This window comes from Ruegeria sp. D4, from assembly GCF_056534475.1.
The window spans coordinates 82,033-98,046 of sequence record NZ_JBQFPJ010000016.1; the positions used below are offsets into that span (position 1 = coordinate 82,033).

Here is a 16,014-nt window from a genome sequence, read left to right on the forward strand (position 1 = left end):
CAACGGCAATGTGCAGGGTCTTCCGGTTTTCGCGCGGCGCAATTGCGTCAGAGTGACAGTTTGGGATTCCATTGTGTCACGCAGCCGGTCCGCCCAAATCCAGCACGTCGTGCCGCCTGACACCACAGAGAGAAGCGCGTTTGCAACGTGACCGCACCCAGCAAGGGCACTAGCTCCTGATTGCTGCACGCAACTCACGTTCCAGCGCGTCTAGAAACCGCGACCGGTCCGCTTTTCCAAACGGTTTTCCGCCGCCTCCCGAACCCAGGGGATTGGCGGCCCGCAGATCCGCCATCAGGTCCCGCATGGCAAGTTGCTGCCCGATATTGGCGGCAGTGAGCGCTTCGCCATTGGGGCGCAGAACCCGTGCGCCTGCTTCAACGCATTTCGCAGCCAAAGGAATGTCTGAAGTGATCACCACATCCCCCGGCCCGCACCGTTCGGCGATCCACTTGTCTGCCTCGTCGGCCCCTTCGGCGACGATGACGATCTGCACCAAGGGGTTCGCCGATGGACGAAGTCCGCCGTTCGACACCAGCGCCATGGGCACCTTGTGCCGCGTGGCCACTCGTTCAGCCTCAGCCTTTACGGGGCAGGCATCGCCATCGACGTAAAGGGTCGTCACGCCTTTGTTGCCTCTTTCTTGGAGGGTTCAGTAGATTTCTTACGGACCTTGAACTCTTCGGGGATGGGCATCCGGTTGAACGCGTCCAGACCGGCGATCTTGTAGGCCTCGGCCAGCGTCGGATAGTTGAACGTGTTCTGAACAAAGTAGTCCACCGTGCCTTTCAGGTTCAGCACCGCCTGTGCGATGTGGATCAGTTCGGTCGCACCTTCCCCGACGATCTGAACCCCCAGAACCCGGCGGGTTTTCAACGAGAACAGCATTTTCAACATGCCATGCTCGAGCCCCATGATATGCCCGCGCGAAGTCTCTCGGAATCGGGCCACGCCGACTTCGTAGGGAATACCGCGTTCCTGCAACTCTTCCTCGGACATGCCGCAGGTGGAAATCTCGGGAACAGAATAGATGCCGTAAGGATACCAGGGGCTTTCTGGCAGTGTGGGCGTCTCGAGTGCGTGACAGGCGGCGACGCGGCCCTGTTGCAACGAGGTCGAGGCCAGCGACGGATGCCCGATCACATCGCCGGTGGCATAGATATGAGGCACAGCGGTCTGATAGGTTTTCCGATTCACTTCAATCCGGTTGCGATGGTCGGTTGCCAGCCCGACCGCGTCCAGATTAAGGGCCGAGGTCGCGCCCATGCGACCGGCGGCAAACAGCAGCATCTCGGCCCGAACGTGGCGTCCATTGTCCAGCGTGATCTCGACATGCCCGCCGGCATCCTCGATCTTTTCGACCGCCGAACCAAGACGAAGATCGACACCGTTTTCGCGAATCTGATGGGTGAAGTCGTGAATTAGGCGCTTGTCGATGAAGTCGAGGAACGTCTCGCGCGGTTCGATCAGAGTGACACGCACGTCCAGAGCCGAAAACATGGTGGCGTATTCCACACCGATAACCCCGGCACCGATCACGCAGAGTGAACGTGGAATTTCGGCCATCTCCAAAAACTCGTCGCCATCGACAACCGTTCTGCCGTTGAAGGGAACGTAATCGGGGCGATATGTTTTGGTGCCCGTGGCAATCAGAAATTTGGCGGCGGTCAGTCGCGTTGTTTCGCCCGCGTCGGTCGCAACTTCAAGCTCGTGCGGGCCGATGAATTTCGCCAGACCGTTCAGGGTCTCCACGTGGTTGCGGTTGAACTGGTGCTCCAGCACATCGACCTCGTGGTCCAAAGTCATGTGCAATCGCGCCTTCAGATCCTCGGCGCGGATCTGGTCCTTGACCCGGTAGGAGCGCCCGTAAAAGCTGCGCTCGCGCCAGCCGGACAGGTTCAGAACAGTTTCGCGCAAGGTCTTTGACGGGATTGTTCCAGTGTGAACGGAAACACCTCCCAACCGGTCCTTGCGGTCGATCACCAGAACACGGCGTTGCAGTTTGCCCGCCTGAATTGCCGCAGCACGACCCGAAGGGCCGGACCCGATGATGATCAGGTCATAGTCAAACTTGCTCATTCCTCAGTCTCCGTACAGGGCCTCGGCATGGAAGGTTATGTGGTCTTCCATGAATGTGGACACGAAGAAATACGAATGATCATAACTAGGTTGCAGGCGGCAGATCGCCTGTTGACGGCGCTCGGCGATGGCCTGCGCCAGCTTTTCCGGGCGCAGAAGATCGATGAACTGATCATCGGTTCCGGTATCGATTAGGATTGGGCCGTCAAAGCCCTTTTCCTTCATCAGCAAGGACGCATCATGTTTGGCCCAAACCGCTTCATCATCGCCCAGATAAGCGCCAAGCTGCTTGCGGCCCCAATCTGCGCCAGTCGGGTTGGAGATCGGTGCAAAAGCCGAAACCGACCGGAACCGGCCGGGCAGATTCATCGCCAGCGTCAACGCGCCATGCCCGCCCATGGAGTGACCGGTGATGGCTTGCCGATCACTGTCGATGGCGAAGTTTTCAGCCAGCAGGGCGGGTAGTTCCTCGGCAACGTAGTCCCACATGTTGAAATGCGGTGCCCATGGGGTCTGGGTTGCGTTCACGTAGAAACCCGCGCCTTGGCCCAGATCATAGTCTTCGTGATCTGCGACGCCTTCGCCCCGGGGTGATGTGTCAGGAAATACCACGGCAATGCCCTGTTCCGCGGCCCAGGCCTGCGCACCGGCCTTGGTCATGGCGTTTTCGTGGGTGCAGGTCAGGCCAGACAGATACCACAGGACAGGAACCGGGCCGTCCTTGGCCTCGGCCGGCAAAAACAGCCCAAAGGTCATGTCACATTTGCACGCGGCTGAGGCATGGCGATAAACGCCCTGTACGCCGCCGAAACAGGCATTCTCGGAAAGGGTTTCCATCAGGTATTGTCCTCGTATTGGGTTCGACCCATGGCTAACGGTCACAGGCCCTGCCGTAAAGTGCAGGTGCCGTCGGCGAGAGTATTTTTCGAAAAGGTGAAGATCAGGGAGTGCCCACCCAGGCAATGACAAGCGGTATCGTCAGGATGCTGGTAATCGTCGACAACAAAATCGCGGCCGAGGCCCGATGCGGTGCGACCCCATAATGGGCTGCCAGCATATACACGTTGCCTGCAACAGGAAGGGCGGCAGCGGCGATTGCAACCGAAGCGGGGAAGGCGGCGACAGGGATCAGCCAGATCAGGGCAATGGCCACGCAGATCGGATGCGCAATCAGTTTGCAAAAGCTCAGCCAGGCGGCGATTTGCACGCGTTCGGCCGATTTGCCCGCCAAAGATGCGCCGATGGCAAACAACGCACCCGGTGTCGCCGCACCTCCGAGGATTGTCAGGAAGTCATTCAACGGCGCAGGCACGGGGACCTGCAGGGCTGACCATATCAAACCGGCAGAGATCGACACGATCATCGGGTTTTTCAGAAGACCCATGCCGATCAGTCGAAGGGTTGCGGGTTTCAGCGCACCGTCCCGTCCGCCATTGATCAGGATTACGATCAGCGACGAAAACACCACAAGGTCGACCGTCAGGACCAGCATGACAGGGCCGATCGCGGCCTGCCCGAACAGCATCGCCAGCATAGGCAAACCCAGAAAGCCCACATTTCCGATGGCTGCGCATTGCGCCTCGACCGCGGCGGTCGGAACATCCAGACCACGCAGCCACGCCACAAACGTGGCCAGCAAGTAAACGGTGACAGTGCCGATCAGATATCCCAGTACCAGCCGTCCGTTGAAAATCTCGGCAAAGGGCAATGTGGCCGCAAATCGGAACAACATGGCCGACAGCGCGAAGTAGAAAACGAACTTGGTTAGATATGCGGTCGCTTCCTCGGAAAAAAACCGACTGCGCCCGGCCCAGTATCCCAGGCCGATAATCGCGAAGAAGGGCAGCGTGCGCAGGAAAATATCGACCATGGGCAGACTGGTAGCACGGATTTTCCGCGTCGCAAGCCTTCGGCGTATGAAGATCGAATTTTCGGAAAGGCTTGTTGTGCTTTTAGCGGGGAAATGGCACTCGGTTCGTTGCAATTGTCGGTTTGAACCGCTTGGAAATACGAGAATCGTTGTATCTGAACTGAACGGTTTATAAATTCAGGTCAGGCACCACTTCAGGAGAAGACATGACCCAAGCCGCCACAATTCTGCGCACAGGCCGGAAATTCGATCAGGTTCTGCGCGGCGCCCGAGAGGTTTTTTTGGCGGATGGGTTCGAGGGTGCAAGTGTCGACGACATAGCTCGGGTGGCCGGGGTTTCGAAGGCAACGTTGTACAGCTACTTCCCGGACAAAAGGCTGCTGTTCATGGAGGTCGCCCAAACCGAATGTACCCGCATGGCTGATCGTGTGGTTGCGATGGTGGACGACAGCAAACCGGCAAGGGAAGTGCTGACTATCGCAGCGACGCAGCTAACCGAATTTCTGGTTTCGGATATTGCCCAGCAAATGTTTCGGATCTGTGTTGCTGAACGTGACAGGTTCCCTGAGTTGGTTCGGGCGTTTTATGATGCGGGTCCCCGAAATGGTCAGTGCCAGTTGGCGGAGTATCTTGAGAAAGCGGTGTCCAAGGGAGAATTGGCCATCGACGATGTCCTTATCGCCGCCGAACAATTTTCGGAGTTGTGCAAGGTGCGGATCTGGACCCGGGCGATTTTTGGTTTTCAGAAAAGCTTCACCCGGGCCGAGATCGATGAAGTCGCGCAGCAGGCCGTTGACATGTTCATGGCGCGCTACGGGGCCTGACTTACACACAATTTCACAAAGATTCTGATGCCGACGCGGAGGTGTATTCCGCAATCCAATTTACTGAAACTGCATTTGATGTCGCGCAAAGACATCGGACTCCTCGATAGGGATAACCGGAAGGCATTTCCGGAAAACCAAGTTTGCAGCAGCCTGCCAGTTGACAATGGATATTGTATTTTGGATACATTTCTGAGACAGATCGCATCGACCTGTGCTGTCACTGAATGCTCTGACGACAATGAGCCCTGCGATTGTCTTGAGAAGTCCATTTCTGGGAGAAATTCATGAAACTCAAATTGCTGGCCGCAACCACGGCGATTGCCCTGACGAGTGCCGTGGCGCAGGCTAACACTCTGGTCTATTGCTCTGAGGGATCACCTGAGGGGTTCGACCCGGCGCTGTTTACTGCCGGAACAACCTTTGATGCCTCTTCGCACCCGATCTATAACCGACTGCTCGAGTTTGAAACCGGCACGACAAATGTGATCCCCGGTCTGGCCGAAAGTGTCGAGGCCAGCGATGATGGTCTGGTCTATACATTCAAACTGCGTCAGGGCGTGAAATTCCATTCCAATGACGAGTTCACCCCGACCCGTGATTTCAACGCGGATGACGTGATATTCTCGTTCATGCGCCAGAAAGAAGAAAGCCACCCCTATAATCAGGTCTCGGGCGGCACCTGGGAGTATTTCCAGGGTATGGGTATGCCGGATCTGGTCGAGTCGGTGGAAAAGATCGACGACTATACGGTGAAATTTACACTCTCCAAGCCTGAAGCGCCGCTTGTGGCCAACATGGCGATGGATTTCGCCTCGATCCTGTCGGCGGAATATGCGGACGCGATGATGGCGGCCGGGACACCTGAAAAGCTGAACACAGCGCCCATCGGCACCGGACCGTTCTCGTTCGTGGCCCATCAGAAGGACGCGGTGATCCGTTATGCTCAGAATGCCGATTACTGGAAAGACCCGGCTCAGGTCGAAAACCTGATTTTCGCAATCACTCCGGACGCGTCGGTAAGCTATCAGAAACTGAAAGCGGGCGAATGCCACGTGATGCCGTATCCGAACCCTGCCGATATTCAGGCGATGAAGGATGACGCCGACATCAACATGATGGAGCAGGAAGGTCTGAACGTTGGTTATCTGGCCTACAACACCACCATGGCGCCGTTCGACAATCCGAAGGTGCGCAAGGCGCTGAACATGGCGATCGACAAGCAGGCGATCATCGACGTGGTCTTCCAGGGCTCGGGCCAAGCGGCCAAGAACCCGATCCCGCCAACCATGTGGGGCTACAACGATGCCATCGAAGACGACGCCTATGACCCGGAAGCGGCCAAGGCGATGCTGGAAGCTGAAGGCGTGTCTGATCTGTCGATGAAGGTCTGGGCGATGCCTGTGCAGCGTCCCTAAAACCCGAATGCACGTCGTATGGCCGAGCTGATCCAAGAAGACTTTTCCAAGGTCGGTGTGGACGTCGAAATCGTGTCCTACGAATGGGGCGAGTACCTGTCGCGCTCGAAAGAGCTGAACCGGGATGGCGCGGTTCTGCTGGGTTGGACAGGTGACAATGGCGACCCGGACAATTTCCTGGCCGTGCTGCTGGGCTGTGACGGTCGCGAAGCGTCCAACCGCGCACAATGGTGCCACGAGCCCTTCGAAGAACTGATCCAGAAAGCCAAGCAAAGCACTGATCAGGCCGAGCGTTCCAAACTGTACGAAGACGCGCAGGTGGTCTTCAAGGATCAGGCGCCGTGGGCAACCATCGCACATTCGGTTGTCTACATGCCGATGAGCAACAAGGTGCAGGGTTACAAGGTGCACCCGCTGGGCGGCCACATCTTCTATGGTGTGAGCGTCGAATAAACCACCACTCACTTGTCAGAGCCGCCCGATTTGGCGGCTCTGGCTTTCTTGCTTTTGGAGACTGGCCGGAATGCCGGATTTGTCCGAATACAGCCAACTGGCACGCGATATGTCAGTTGATGCCGTGGCGCTGGTGCCCGGCCCGAATTTCACCCGCGCGCTGGGCAAGGCTTTCATGAGTCACGAACGCCCCTTTCTGGTTGTGATCCCCGCAAACGGTGAACCGGCAGCTATAGTACCCAACCTTGAACTTGGTTCGTGGGAACTGGTCGGATTTGATGGCGCTGTGTACGACTGGTTCGATCAGACCGGTTATGATGGAGCTTTTGCGGCGCTGGCCGATCACATGCCGCTGTCGTCCGTGGCGGTGGAAGGTCAGGTCATGCGAGTGTTTGTGTCCAAAGCGCTGACCCGCGCAATGCCGAACCTGAAGATCGTGGATGGCGAGCGAGAGATTTCAGGGTTGCGGATCGTCAAGACCGACGATGATATCGCGGCTTTGCAGGCGGCCATTGATGTTTCCGAACGCGCGTTGGAGCAGGTCATCGCGAATGTGCGCATAGGCCAGACCGAAAAGCAGGTTGAGCAGGCGCTGATACAGGCATTGTTCGCCGAAGGGGCAGAGTCGCTGGCATTCAACCCAATCGTGGCAGCCGGGGACAATTCGGCCCGTCCGCATGGCAAGGCGCGTGCGGATTACAAGATACAGTCAGGAGATGCGCTGCTGTTCGACTTCGGGGCCCGCAAGCGCGGCTTCGCAGCGGATATCACACGTACTTTTTTTGTGGGTGAGGTCTCGGACGAGGGCAGGGCGGTTTATGACACTGTGCTGCGTGCAAATCTGAAGGGTTTCGAAATGTGCCGTCCAGGCGTGACCGCTCATGACATAGATGACGCGGTAATAGGCGTGCTTGAGGCTTCGCCATTTGCCGACCGTATCCGCACAAAGACAGGCCACGGGCTGGGTCGCGATGTGCATGAGGCCCCCTATATCATGCGCGGCAACGATCAGGTGATCCGTGCTGGCATGGTGTGGACCAATGAGCCGGGGCTTTATGAACTGGACAATTTCGGTGTGCGCATTGAAGATGACGTACTGGTGACGGATGACGGTTGCCGGTCATTGACCAGCTTTCCCAAGGATCTCAGAATCATAGGTCGCTGATGTTTGGCTATTTTCTCACCCGTCTGGGTATGTTCATCCCAACCTTTCTGGGTGTGACGCTGATTTCCTTCATGTTCATCCGGGTTCTTCCGGGCGATCCCATCATTGTCATGGCAGGTGAACGCGGCATGACCGAGGAACGCTATCAGGAAATGGTCGAGAAGCTGGGCTGGGCGAAAGCTTTGTCACCAAAAAACCAGTCTGGGATGAGTTCTTTGCCCTGTTCCCGGCAACTCTGGAATTGTCGCTCTGCGCGATGATATTTGCGGTTGTCCTTGGGCTGCCGGCGGGCGTTATTGCGGCGGTAAACCGGGGCAAGTTCTTTGACCGGGCACTGATGTCCTCGGCTCTGGTGGGTTATTCAATGCCCATCTTCTGGTGGGCGCTGCTGCTGATCATCGTTTTTTCCGGCAATCTGGGCTGGACACCGGTCTCGGGGCGGATTGATCTGCTGTATTACTTCCCAAGTGTCACGGGGTTCATGCTGATCGACAGTCTGTTGTCCGGTCAGTCGGGTGCGTTTGGATCAGCCGTGCGACACCTGATCCTGCCGACGATCGTTCTGGGTACGATCCCCCTGGCGGTGATTGCCCGGCAGACACGTTCCGCGATGCTGGAAGTTCTGGGCGAAGACTATATCCGAACGGCTCGTGCCAAGGGTCTGTCTCCGGCTCGGATCAACGGGCTGCATGCCTTGCGCAACGCATTGATTCCGGTGGTTACGGTGATCGGTCTGTCCGTCGGCACCTTGTTGGCCGGTGCGATCCTGACCGAGACGATCTTTAGCTGGCCGGGCATCGGCAAGTGGATGGTCGACAGCATTTTCCGCCGTGACTATCCGGTGGTGCAGGGCGGTCTGCTGATGATTGCGGTGATCGTGATGCTTGTGAACCTGCTGGTCGATGTCCTTTACGGCATCATCAACCCCAAGATCCGGAGGCGGTGATGGCCGAGCTTTCCGCAACCCAACCCAAATCCGAAAGCCGCCCCAGCGCACTGCGTGAGTTCTGGTATTATTTTAGCGAAAACTGAGGCGCGGTCATCGGTTTGTGGGTCTTTGCCATCTTTGTCTTTTGTGCAACCTTCGCGCCCCTGTTGGCCCCGTATGACCCGACCGAGCAATTCCGCGAACACATCCTGCAACCTCCCGCCTGGCAAGAGGGCGGTAGCTGGGCTTTCCCGTTGGGTACAGACCCACTCGGCCGGGACATGCTGTCACGGTGATCATGGGGTCACGTTATTCCTTCTTTGTGGGGATTGTCGTGGTCTGTGTCGCAGTGTCGGGCGGGGTGATGATCGGATTGCTGTCAGGGTTCGCACCGAAATGGGTGGACACTTTGATCATGCGGGTGATGGACATCATTCTGGCCTTCCCGTCATTGCTGTTGGCTCTGGTTCTGGTTGCCATCCTCGGGCCGTCACTAACCAATGCGATGATCGCTATCGCCATCGTGTTCCAGCCGCATTACGTGCGTCTGACCCGGGCTTCGGTTTTGGTGGAACGCCAGAAAGACTATGTCACTTCCGCCCGGGTGGCCGGAGCGGGCAAAGCGCGGCTGATGTTCATCACGGTGCTGCCCAATTGCCTTGCGCCGATCATCGTGCAGGCGGCGCTGTCGTTTTCAACGGCCATACTGGATGCGGCCGCTCTTGGCTTTCTGGGCATGGGCGCACAGCCGCCAACACCGGAATGGGGCACCATGCTTGCCGAAGCGCGCGAATTCATTCTGCGCGCTTGGTGGGTGGTAACTTTTCCGGGTCTGGCCATCCTGATCACGGTACTTGCCATCAACCTGATGGGCGATGGGTTGCGCGACGCGCTGGACCCGAAACTGAAACGGAGCTGATCGCATGAGCCTTTTGCAGATCCGCAATCTGACAGTGGAATTCGCTACCGCCTCGGGCAAGTTCCGCGCCGTCGACGGTGTCGACCTGTCGGTCAACAAGGGCGAGTTGCTGGCCATCGTGGGTGAAAGCGCTTCTGGCAAATCGGTGTCGATGCTGGCTCTGATGGGCCTGTCGCCGTGGACAGCGACAATCACGGCTGATGAGATGAGCTTTGAAGGGCGCGATCTTGTCGGTATTTCGGCCCGCGAACGGCGCAAGATCATCGGCAAGGATATGGCGATGATCTTTCAGGAGCCAATGTCATCGCTGAATCCTTGTTTCACGGTCGGCTTCCAGATCAAAGAAGCGCTGCGCATCCATCTTGGACTGAATCGCAAGGAACGGCACGAACGCGCGATCGAACTGTTCGATCAGGTGGGTATTCCCGCTCCGGCCAGCCGTCTGAACACGTTTCCGCACCAGATGTCCGGTGGTATAAATCAGCGTGTCATGATCGCGATGGCCATCGCTTGTAAGCCCAAGCTTCTGATTGCGGATGAGCCGACCACGGCGCTGGACGTGACCATTCAGGCGCAGATCCTCGATCTGCTGGTCCGGTTGCGGGACGAGCAGGACATGGGGCTGGTTCTGATCACCCACGACATGGGTGTGGTGGCAGAAACCGCCGAGCGGGTTCAGGTTCAATATGCCGGGCAGAAGGTCGAGGAACAGCCGGTGGGCGATCTGTTCCGCACGCCGCGCCACCCCTATAATTCGGCTTTGCTGAGCGCTCTGCCTGAACGGGCGACGTCCAAAACGCTGCCAACAATTCCCGGCGTGGTGCCGGGGTAGTTCGACCGGCCCAAGGGTTGCCTTTTCGGCCCGCGTTGCCGTTTCGCCGACGAAACCTGTGTCCAGACACCCCCGACACCGCATGGTGACGCATTCGGCAAGGCGAGATGCCATCATGTCGAAAAGATTGCAGCCGGAGAAATCGCATGACTGCACCTATCGTACGGGCGACCGCGCTTGCGCGTTTCTACACCGTCAAGGGCGGGCTGTTGTCCAGACCGGCAACGGTCAAAGCCTTGTCTGGGGTCGATTTTGATCTGAAACCCGGAAAAACACTGGCCGTTGTCGGCGAATCGGGATGCGGAAAGTCAACTCTGGCCCGGCTGGTAACGATGATCGAAGAGCCGACTTCGGGAAGTCTGACAATTGACGGGGTCGACATAACACCGTCGACATGGGCGCAAATGCGCGAAACGGTGCAGATCGTGTTTCAGGATCCATACGGCTCCTTGAACCCGCGTCAGAGGATCGGTCAGATCCTTCAGGAGCCATTGATGATCAACCGACCCGATATGTCCGCTGCGGATCGCGAAGCCAGCGCGCGAAAAATGATCGAGATGGTTGGCCTGCGACCAGAGCACTATGACCGTTATCCTCACATGTTCTCGGGTGGTCAGCGTCAGCGGATCGCCATTGCCCGCGCATTGATGCTGAACCCCAAGGTTCTGGTGTTGGATGAGCCGGTTTCGGCACTGGACGTTTCCATTCAGTCGCAAATCCTGAACCTTCTGGTGGATTTGCAGGAGAGGTTGAACCTGGCTTACCTGTTCATTTCTCACGACCTTTCGGTTGTCAGGCATTTTGCTGATGACGTGATTGTCATGTATTTGGGCCGCGCGGTCGAAAAAGCCCCCAAAGAGCAGTTGTTCGCCGCCCCGCGTCATCCGTATTCCAAGGCGTTGTTGTCCACGACACCCCGCGCCGATCCGGATGCCCGCAAGGAAAGGATCAAGCTGGAGGGGGAACTGCCATCACCGATGAACGTTCCGAAAGGTTGCGCATTTGCCCAGCGATGCTGGCTGGCAACTGACCGGTGCCGAGCGGCTCCACCGGATCTGCGCGGTACCGGCCATCAGGTCGCCTGCCTTTATCCGTTGTCCTGATCTGTTAGCGGTCTTCGGCGGCACGTGTGGCGACGACCATCTCCAACAGTTGATCCTTGGTGCGCTGAATGTGTCTGGTCAGCAGATCGCATGCTTCGTCTACACGACCTTCGCGTGCAAGAGACAACAGCTGCTGATGGTCCTTTTTGGCGGGCTCGCGCTGTTTCATGACGCTCAAATGCAGGCGGACATAACGGTCTGACTGACGATTGACCCGTTGCAGAATTTCGTTCGTCAACCCACGCCCCGCGGCGGCGTAAAGGGCCATATGATACTGATAGTTCAGGCTGCCCCACCGCCCGACATCATAAGCGTCATAAGACTTTTCCATCTCATCCAGCAGTTTTTCGCATTTGGAAAAATCAGCTTCGGTCAAATGTGGAATCGCGCGCTTGAACAAATCGACCTCCATCAAAACGCGCAGGTCGAAGATTTCACCGATCTCGGACAGGGAGTGCGTTGTAACGGACGCGCCCCGGTTGTTGGTCAACTGCACCAGCCCTTCGGCATCCAACCGTTTCAGTGCTTCGCGAATGGGCATGCGGGATACGTCATATTCTTCCGCCAGCGCTTCCTGCCTGATGGTTTCACCCTCGGCCATTTCCCCGTTCAGTATTCTTTCGCGCAAGTCGTTGGTGATGACATCCGGCAGGCTTTGTCTTGAAATTGCGCGCGTGTTGGGCATTGAGTGATCTCGAGCTTGGGTGGCTTTGTATCCAAAATACAAAAACGGGCGCTGAATTTCAAAGAGGTTTTGCGGCCCGTTGTTCCGGTGCCAACTGGTTGGCCACTGGAGGTGGACGATAAGATGGTCACAAACAACAAGGTTGAAACCCTCACCTTTGCTGGCGGGCTGCCGGTGGTTCAGTAACCTTTGGTCAGAATGGAATAGAGCCCTTGACGGTGTCGCGCGGCTGCGGCGTCTTCTTCGTTCTTCAGGCGGCCTGCGGCCATGTCTTGCTCGGCGATGGGGATCTCGTGCATCGGCTGGCCCGAAGCGCGCGCCAGTACAAAGGCTTTAGCGCATTTTTCCAGCAACTCGGCGTTCAGCAACAACCTTTCAAGGCCTGTTCCGAAGCAAAACGTAGTATCGTTGCAGACAAAGGCGTTGTTTTGTCCTGCGATAGCAGGGATCAGAAGGTCATCGTCGCTTGAGATGCCGAGACAGGGAACAGAGCGTCCCAATCGGATCATCTGTTCATCGAAAACTGAGGGCATTGTGGCGCGCATTTCATGCATGGCGCGGGTCCAGATCAGATCGAACTGCAACACCGCGCCGATATCTGAACGCGCCGCGTAGATACGCGCATGCGTGGTTCCGGATGCTTCGATTTCGCTGCGACTGAACGAGCCGTCCGTATGTACGCTGACCGTCGCATTCTCGTCAGGTACCCGCATCGACATCATATCGCCGGATTGCAGCAAGCCTTTGGCCGCCAACCGAGACGCAGCCAACTGCAATTGATGTTCGACGTCCACATTGCGGGTCATGACGTGAGCCCTTGTTCGTGAACCATGCTCAGCGTTTCAGATACCAACTGACGAGTCATCTCAGGCATTTCATTGGAATTCCGGATCAAAGCAGCAAGGTATTGCGCGGCGGCAAATTCGATTGCAGCCACCAGTTCCGCGCCTTTTTCCAGAGATGAGGCCGCAGCGATGACACCATGGCTGGCAAGAAGGTAACAAAACACATTCGGGCGCAAAGCCTGATTCAGGGCGTCGACCAGTTTTTTGGTGCCAGAGAACTGGTATTCCGCAAGCCCGACGTGATCCCCGTTCAGTTCCGTGTCCGTGCCTTCTGGCCACTCAAGTCGCTGATGCAGCAGCGCAACGGCACTTGCCACCGGTTGATGCGTGTGAATGCAGGCCCGGCGGCCGGGGAATGCATGGTGCAATTGCGCGTGCATCGCTTTTTCAATGGAGGCCGGTTTGGTTCCATCCACTTGTTCCAAAGTATCCAGCCTCAGCACCGCGATGTCTTCCGGTGTCAGCGACGGATATTCCGTGGCTGACGGTGTGATGGCAAATAGTTCATCACTCAGACGCAAGGAGGCATTGCCGCCGGTGCCCGCAAGATACCCTTCACCGGCTAGGCGCAAACAGGTTTTGATTACTGATTGGCGTTGCTGCTCGAATTCAACCATATCCGCTCTCCACTGGCAGGCTCAGTTGGAAAACTGACGGCGCTTAGCGGCCCTGATTTCCCGGGCCTGTTGTTCCTGCCCTGTCCGAAACGACGTTTCCACAAAGTCCATATGGTTTCGCGCGGCGGCCTCGGCCCTGTCCGGGTCGCCATCCAGAATAGCCTGCGCAATGTCCTTGTGCTGTTGCAACAGCACTTCTCCAGTCCCGTCCATCGTGCGCAAAAACCTTCGATTGTAGAATACGCCCTGGCGCGTCAGATCGTAGATCGAGGCCATCATATGAATAAGGGTCGTGTTCTGGCTGGCGTCGACCACGGCGGTGTGCAGGCGAAAATCAGCTTCCTGGCTGGCGTCGGTATCATCTTCTTCCCAGGCTTTCTGCATTTCCGCGATAATGTCCGAGATGCGTTCTTTGTCGGATTGTGTCGCGCGCTGCGCCGCAAGCCGGCTGGCAAAGGCTTCCTGTTCGCGTCGGTACTCAAGATAGTCATAAAATGCGCCGCCATGACGGGCGTAAAGCGACAGCAGTGCGGGCGACATAGCCCGCCCAGTCAGAGGCGCGATAAATGTCCCTTCGCCGTGGCGGACAGTTACCAGCCCCTGTTGCTCCAGAGTTTGCAACGCTTCACGCAGTTTTGGGCGCGATACGCCCATCGCTTCTGCAAGATCCCGTTCCGACGGCAATCTGCGCCCTTCCTTGAGGATGCCGTCGACGATCATCGTCTCGATTTGTTCGACCACCGCGTCGGCGATTGATTCGTGGCCGACAGGTTCAAAAGGCCCGCTGGTGCTCAATTTTTTTCCTCGCTTGCCGGAAATCACAAAAATCCAGTTGTCTTTAAAATTTACCACTGAGCGCCTGTAATGCAAGGAAAAATACCCAAAAATACGGATGGGTGTGAGCGGCGTATATCTCTGTAAAATTTAGAAAATAAACTTTCTTGATCAATTTCGGTTTTTCGAAAGCGAATAGTCGCCTGAGCTCGAAAACGGAGAATGTGGCGTCAAGAGGTAAATAAAATTGTTGACTGAACAAAGTGGTCAACAATATTTACCGCATATACCGCCACTGCGGTGAGACCGGTCAGATCTGATGGCTGACCTGCACTTTGGAGGAGTACACATGAAAACCACCCTGACCTCGCTCGCCGTTGCGGCCTCGCTTCTGGCCGCACCCGCCGTTCAGGCCGCTGACAAGATGTTGCTGAAAACCCCGATTGCGTTTTCCACGGCGCTTCCGGGCCTTGGCTCGCCGATCCCGCGCGTGGCCGAGCAACTGGACCTGATGTCCGGCGGCACTTTGAAAATGAAAGTTTATGAGCCGGGAAAGCTGGTTCCGCCGTTTGAAATTCTGGACGCCGTATCCTCGGGTAAGATCAATTCGGGCTACACCACGGCGGGGTACTGGGCTGGCAAAATTCCCGCCGCTCCGCTGTTCTCGGCCGTGCCTTTCGGCCCGGAAGCTGGCGAATACATGGCATGGCTTTACTATGGCAACGGGCTGAGCCTGTATCAGGAGATGTATGATCAGGCCGGATTCAACGTCCATGTCATCCCCTGCGCGATCATCGCACCGGAAACCTCGGGCTGGTTCGCAAATGAAATCAACAGCCCCGAAGATCTGAATGGCCTGAAGATGCGCTTCTTCGGTCTGGGCGGTGAAGTTATGCAGAAGCTGGGCGTTGCCACGTCGCTGCTGCCTGGTGGTGAGATCTTCCCGGCGCTGGAAAAAGGCGCGATTGACGCGACTGAATTCTCGATGCCTGCCATCGATGCGCGTCTGGGGTTCCACAAACTGGTCAAGTACAACTACTTCCCCGGCTGGCACCAGCAGGCGACCGTGTTTGAACTGATGATCAACAAGGATGTGTGGAGCGAAGCCAGCGATCAGCACAAAGCGATCATCGAAAACGCATGTAAGGCGTCGATGGCGGACAGTTTTGCCGAAGGCGAGGCGATCCAGCACGCAGCACTGATCGACAACGTCGAAAACAACGACGTGCAGATCAAACAGTGGAACGACGAGATGCTGGCCACCTTCCGCACCACCTGGGAAGAGGTTGCCGCCGAACAGGCCGCTAATGACGAATTCTTCAACAAGGTTCTGACCGATATGAACGAATTCCGGGATGGCTATGCCGTATGGAAAGAAAACGCGTTCCTCCCTCGCAAGTGACCTGAGCACTTGCGCCTCCCTGGGGGCGGCTTATTTCGCCGCCCCCACCTTTCCCGACTTTCGTCATTTCCAAACTGACACGGGCGTATTCCCGCCCCGA

At 57.1% G+C, this 16,014-nt stretch carries 12 protein-coding genes and 4 pseudogenes; 8 read left to right on the plus strand and 8 right to left on the minus strand.

What is annotated here, in order from left to right; all coding sequences use genetic code 11:
- Nucleotides 1-169: 169 nt before the first annotated feature.
- The 4 genes from ACR0MI_RS18575 to ACR0MI_RS18590 form a co-directional block, all read right to left on the minus strand.
- On the minus strand, nucleotides 170-625 hold the full coding sequence (locus ACR0MI_RS18575; RefSeq protein WP_170611348.1) for a YaiI/YqxD family protein: 456 nt from the start codon (nucleotides 623-625) through the stop codon (nucleotides 170-172).
- Nucleotides 622-2,079, minus strand: coding sequence for a Si-specific NAD(P)(+) transhydrogenase (sthA, locus tag ACR0MI_RS18580; protein WP_170611346.1), 1,458 nt, complete (start codon nucleotides 2,077-2,079; stop codon nucleotides 622-624). The genes ACR0MI_RS18575 and sthA overlap by 4 nt, the downstream gene beginning before the upstream one ends.
- A gap of 3 nt (nucleotides 2,080-2,082) precedes the next feature.
- On the minus strand, nucleotides 2,083-2,916 hold the full coding sequence (gene fghA, locus ACR0MI_RS18585) for an S-formylglutathione hydrolase (protein WP_170611344.1): 834 nt from the start codon (nucleotides 2,914-2,916) through the stop codon (nucleotides 2,083-2,085).
- 103 nt (nucleotides 2,917-3,019) lie between these two features.
- Nucleotides 3,020-3,949: an AEC family transporter gene (locus tag ACR0MI_RS18590; RefSeq protein ID WP_170611342.1), complete on the minus strand. Its 930-nt coding sequence runs from the start codon at nucleotides 3,947-3,949 to the stop codon at nucleotides 3,020-3,022.
- A gap of 206 nt (nucleotides 3,950-4,155) precedes the next feature.
- Between ACR0MI_RS18590 and ACR0MI_RS18595 the strand changes: the two genes are divergently transcribed.
- The 7 genes and pseudogenes from ACR0MI_RS18595 (at nucleotide 4,156) to ACR0MI_RS18625 (ending at nucleotide 11,591) form a co-directional block, all read left to right on the plus strand.
- Nucleotides 4,156-4,773, plus strand: coding sequence for a TetR/AcrR family transcriptional regulator (locus ACR0MI_RS18595; protein WP_170611340.1), 618 nt, complete (start codon nucleotides 4,156-4,158; stop codon nucleotides 4,771-4,773).
- A 287-nt stretch (nucleotides 4,774-5,060) separates the two neighbouring features.
- Nucleotides 5,061-6,644, plus strand: a pseudogene (locus ACR0MI_RS18600) (ABC transporter substrate-binding protein).
- Between the two features lie 70 nt (nucleotides 6,645-6,714).
- The gene (locus tag ACR0MI_RS18605; RefSeq protein ID WP_170611338.1) at nucleotides 6,715-7,809 is read left to right on the plus strand and encodes a M24 family metallopeptidase; all 1,095 of its coding nucleotides are present in this window, start codon (nucleotides 6,715-6,717) and stop codon (nucleotides 7,807-7,809) included.
- Nucleotides 7,809-8,755, plus strand: a pseudogene (locus tag ACR0MI_RS18610) (ABC transporter permease subunit). The gene ACR0MI_RS18605 and the pseudogene ACR0MI_RS18610 overlap by 1 nt, the downstream one beginning before the upstream one ends.
- A pseudogene (locus tag ACR0MI_RS18615) lies at nucleotides 8,755-9,656 on the plus strand (ABC transporter permease subunit). Before ACR0MI_RS18610 ends, ACR0MI_RS18615 begins: the two co-directional pseudogenes overlap by 1 nt.
- Before the next feature lie 4 nt (nucleotides 9,657-9,660).
- Nucleotides 9,661-10,638 (plus strand): annotated as a pseudogene (locus tag ACR0MI_RS18620) (ABC transporter ATP-binding protein).
- Nucleotides 10,635-11,591, plus strand: a complete 957-nt coding sequence (locus ACR0MI_RS18625) for a dipeptide ABC transporter ATP-binding protein (protein WP_170611334.1) — start codon at nucleotides 10,635-10,637, stop codon at nucleotides 11,589-11,591. The pseudogene ACR0MI_RS18620 and the gene ACR0MI_RS18625 overlap by 4 nt, the downstream one beginning before the upstream one ends.
- A gap of 4 nt (nucleotides 11,592-11,595) precedes the next feature.
- Here the strand turns inward: ACR0MI_RS18625 and ACR0MI_RS18630 are convergent, their stop codons facing one another.
- The 4 genes from ACR0MI_RS18630 to ACR0MI_RS18645 all read right to left on the minus strand — a co-directional run bounded on the left by ACR0MI_RS18630 (nucleotide 11,596) and on the right by ACR0MI_RS18645 (nucleotide 14,533).
- Nucleotides 11,596-12,276 (minus strand): GntR family transcriptional regulator, encoded by a 681-nt coding sequence (locus tag ACR0MI_RS18630; RefSeq protein WP_170619389.1) that lies wholly within the window; start codon nucleotides 12,274-12,276, stop codon nucleotides 11,596-11,598.
- A gap of 179 nt (nucleotides 12,277-12,455) precedes the next feature.
- On the minus strand, nucleotides 12,456-13,082 hold the full coding sequence (locus tag ACR0MI_RS18635) for a class II aldolase/adducin family protein (RefSeq protein WP_170816893.1): 627 nt from the start codon (nucleotides 13,080-13,082) through the stop codon (nucleotides 12,456-12,458).
- Nucleotides 13,079-13,738 (minus strand): class II aldolase/adducin family protein, encoded by a 660-nt coding sequence (locus tag ACR0MI_RS18640; RefSeq protein WP_170816894.1) that lies wholly within the window; start codon nucleotides 13,736-13,738, stop codon nucleotides 13,079-13,081. The genes ACR0MI_RS18635 and ACR0MI_RS18640 overlap by 4 nt, the downstream gene beginning before the upstream one ends.
- Before the next feature lie 21 nt (nucleotides 13,739-13,759).
- Nucleotides 13,760-14,533 carry a FadR/GntR family transcriptional regulator gene (locus ACR0MI_RS18645; protein ID WP_170611327.1) on the minus strand — a complete coding sequence of 258 codons (774 nt, stop codon included), beginning with the start codon at nucleotides 14,531-14,533 and terminating at the stop codon, nucleotides 13,760-13,762.
- A gap of 328 nt (nucleotides 14,534-14,861) precedes the next feature.
- On the opposite strand from ACR0MI_RS18645, the gene ACR0MI_RS18650 reads away from it, so the two are divergent.
- Complete coding sequence (locus tag ACR0MI_RS18650; RefSeq protein WP_170611325.1) at nucleotides 14,862-15,914, plus strand: TRAP transporter substrate-binding protein; 1,053 nt, start codon at nucleotides 14,862-14,864, stop codon at nucleotides 15,912-15,914.
- Nucleotides 15,915-16,014 lie beyond the last annotated feature (100 nt).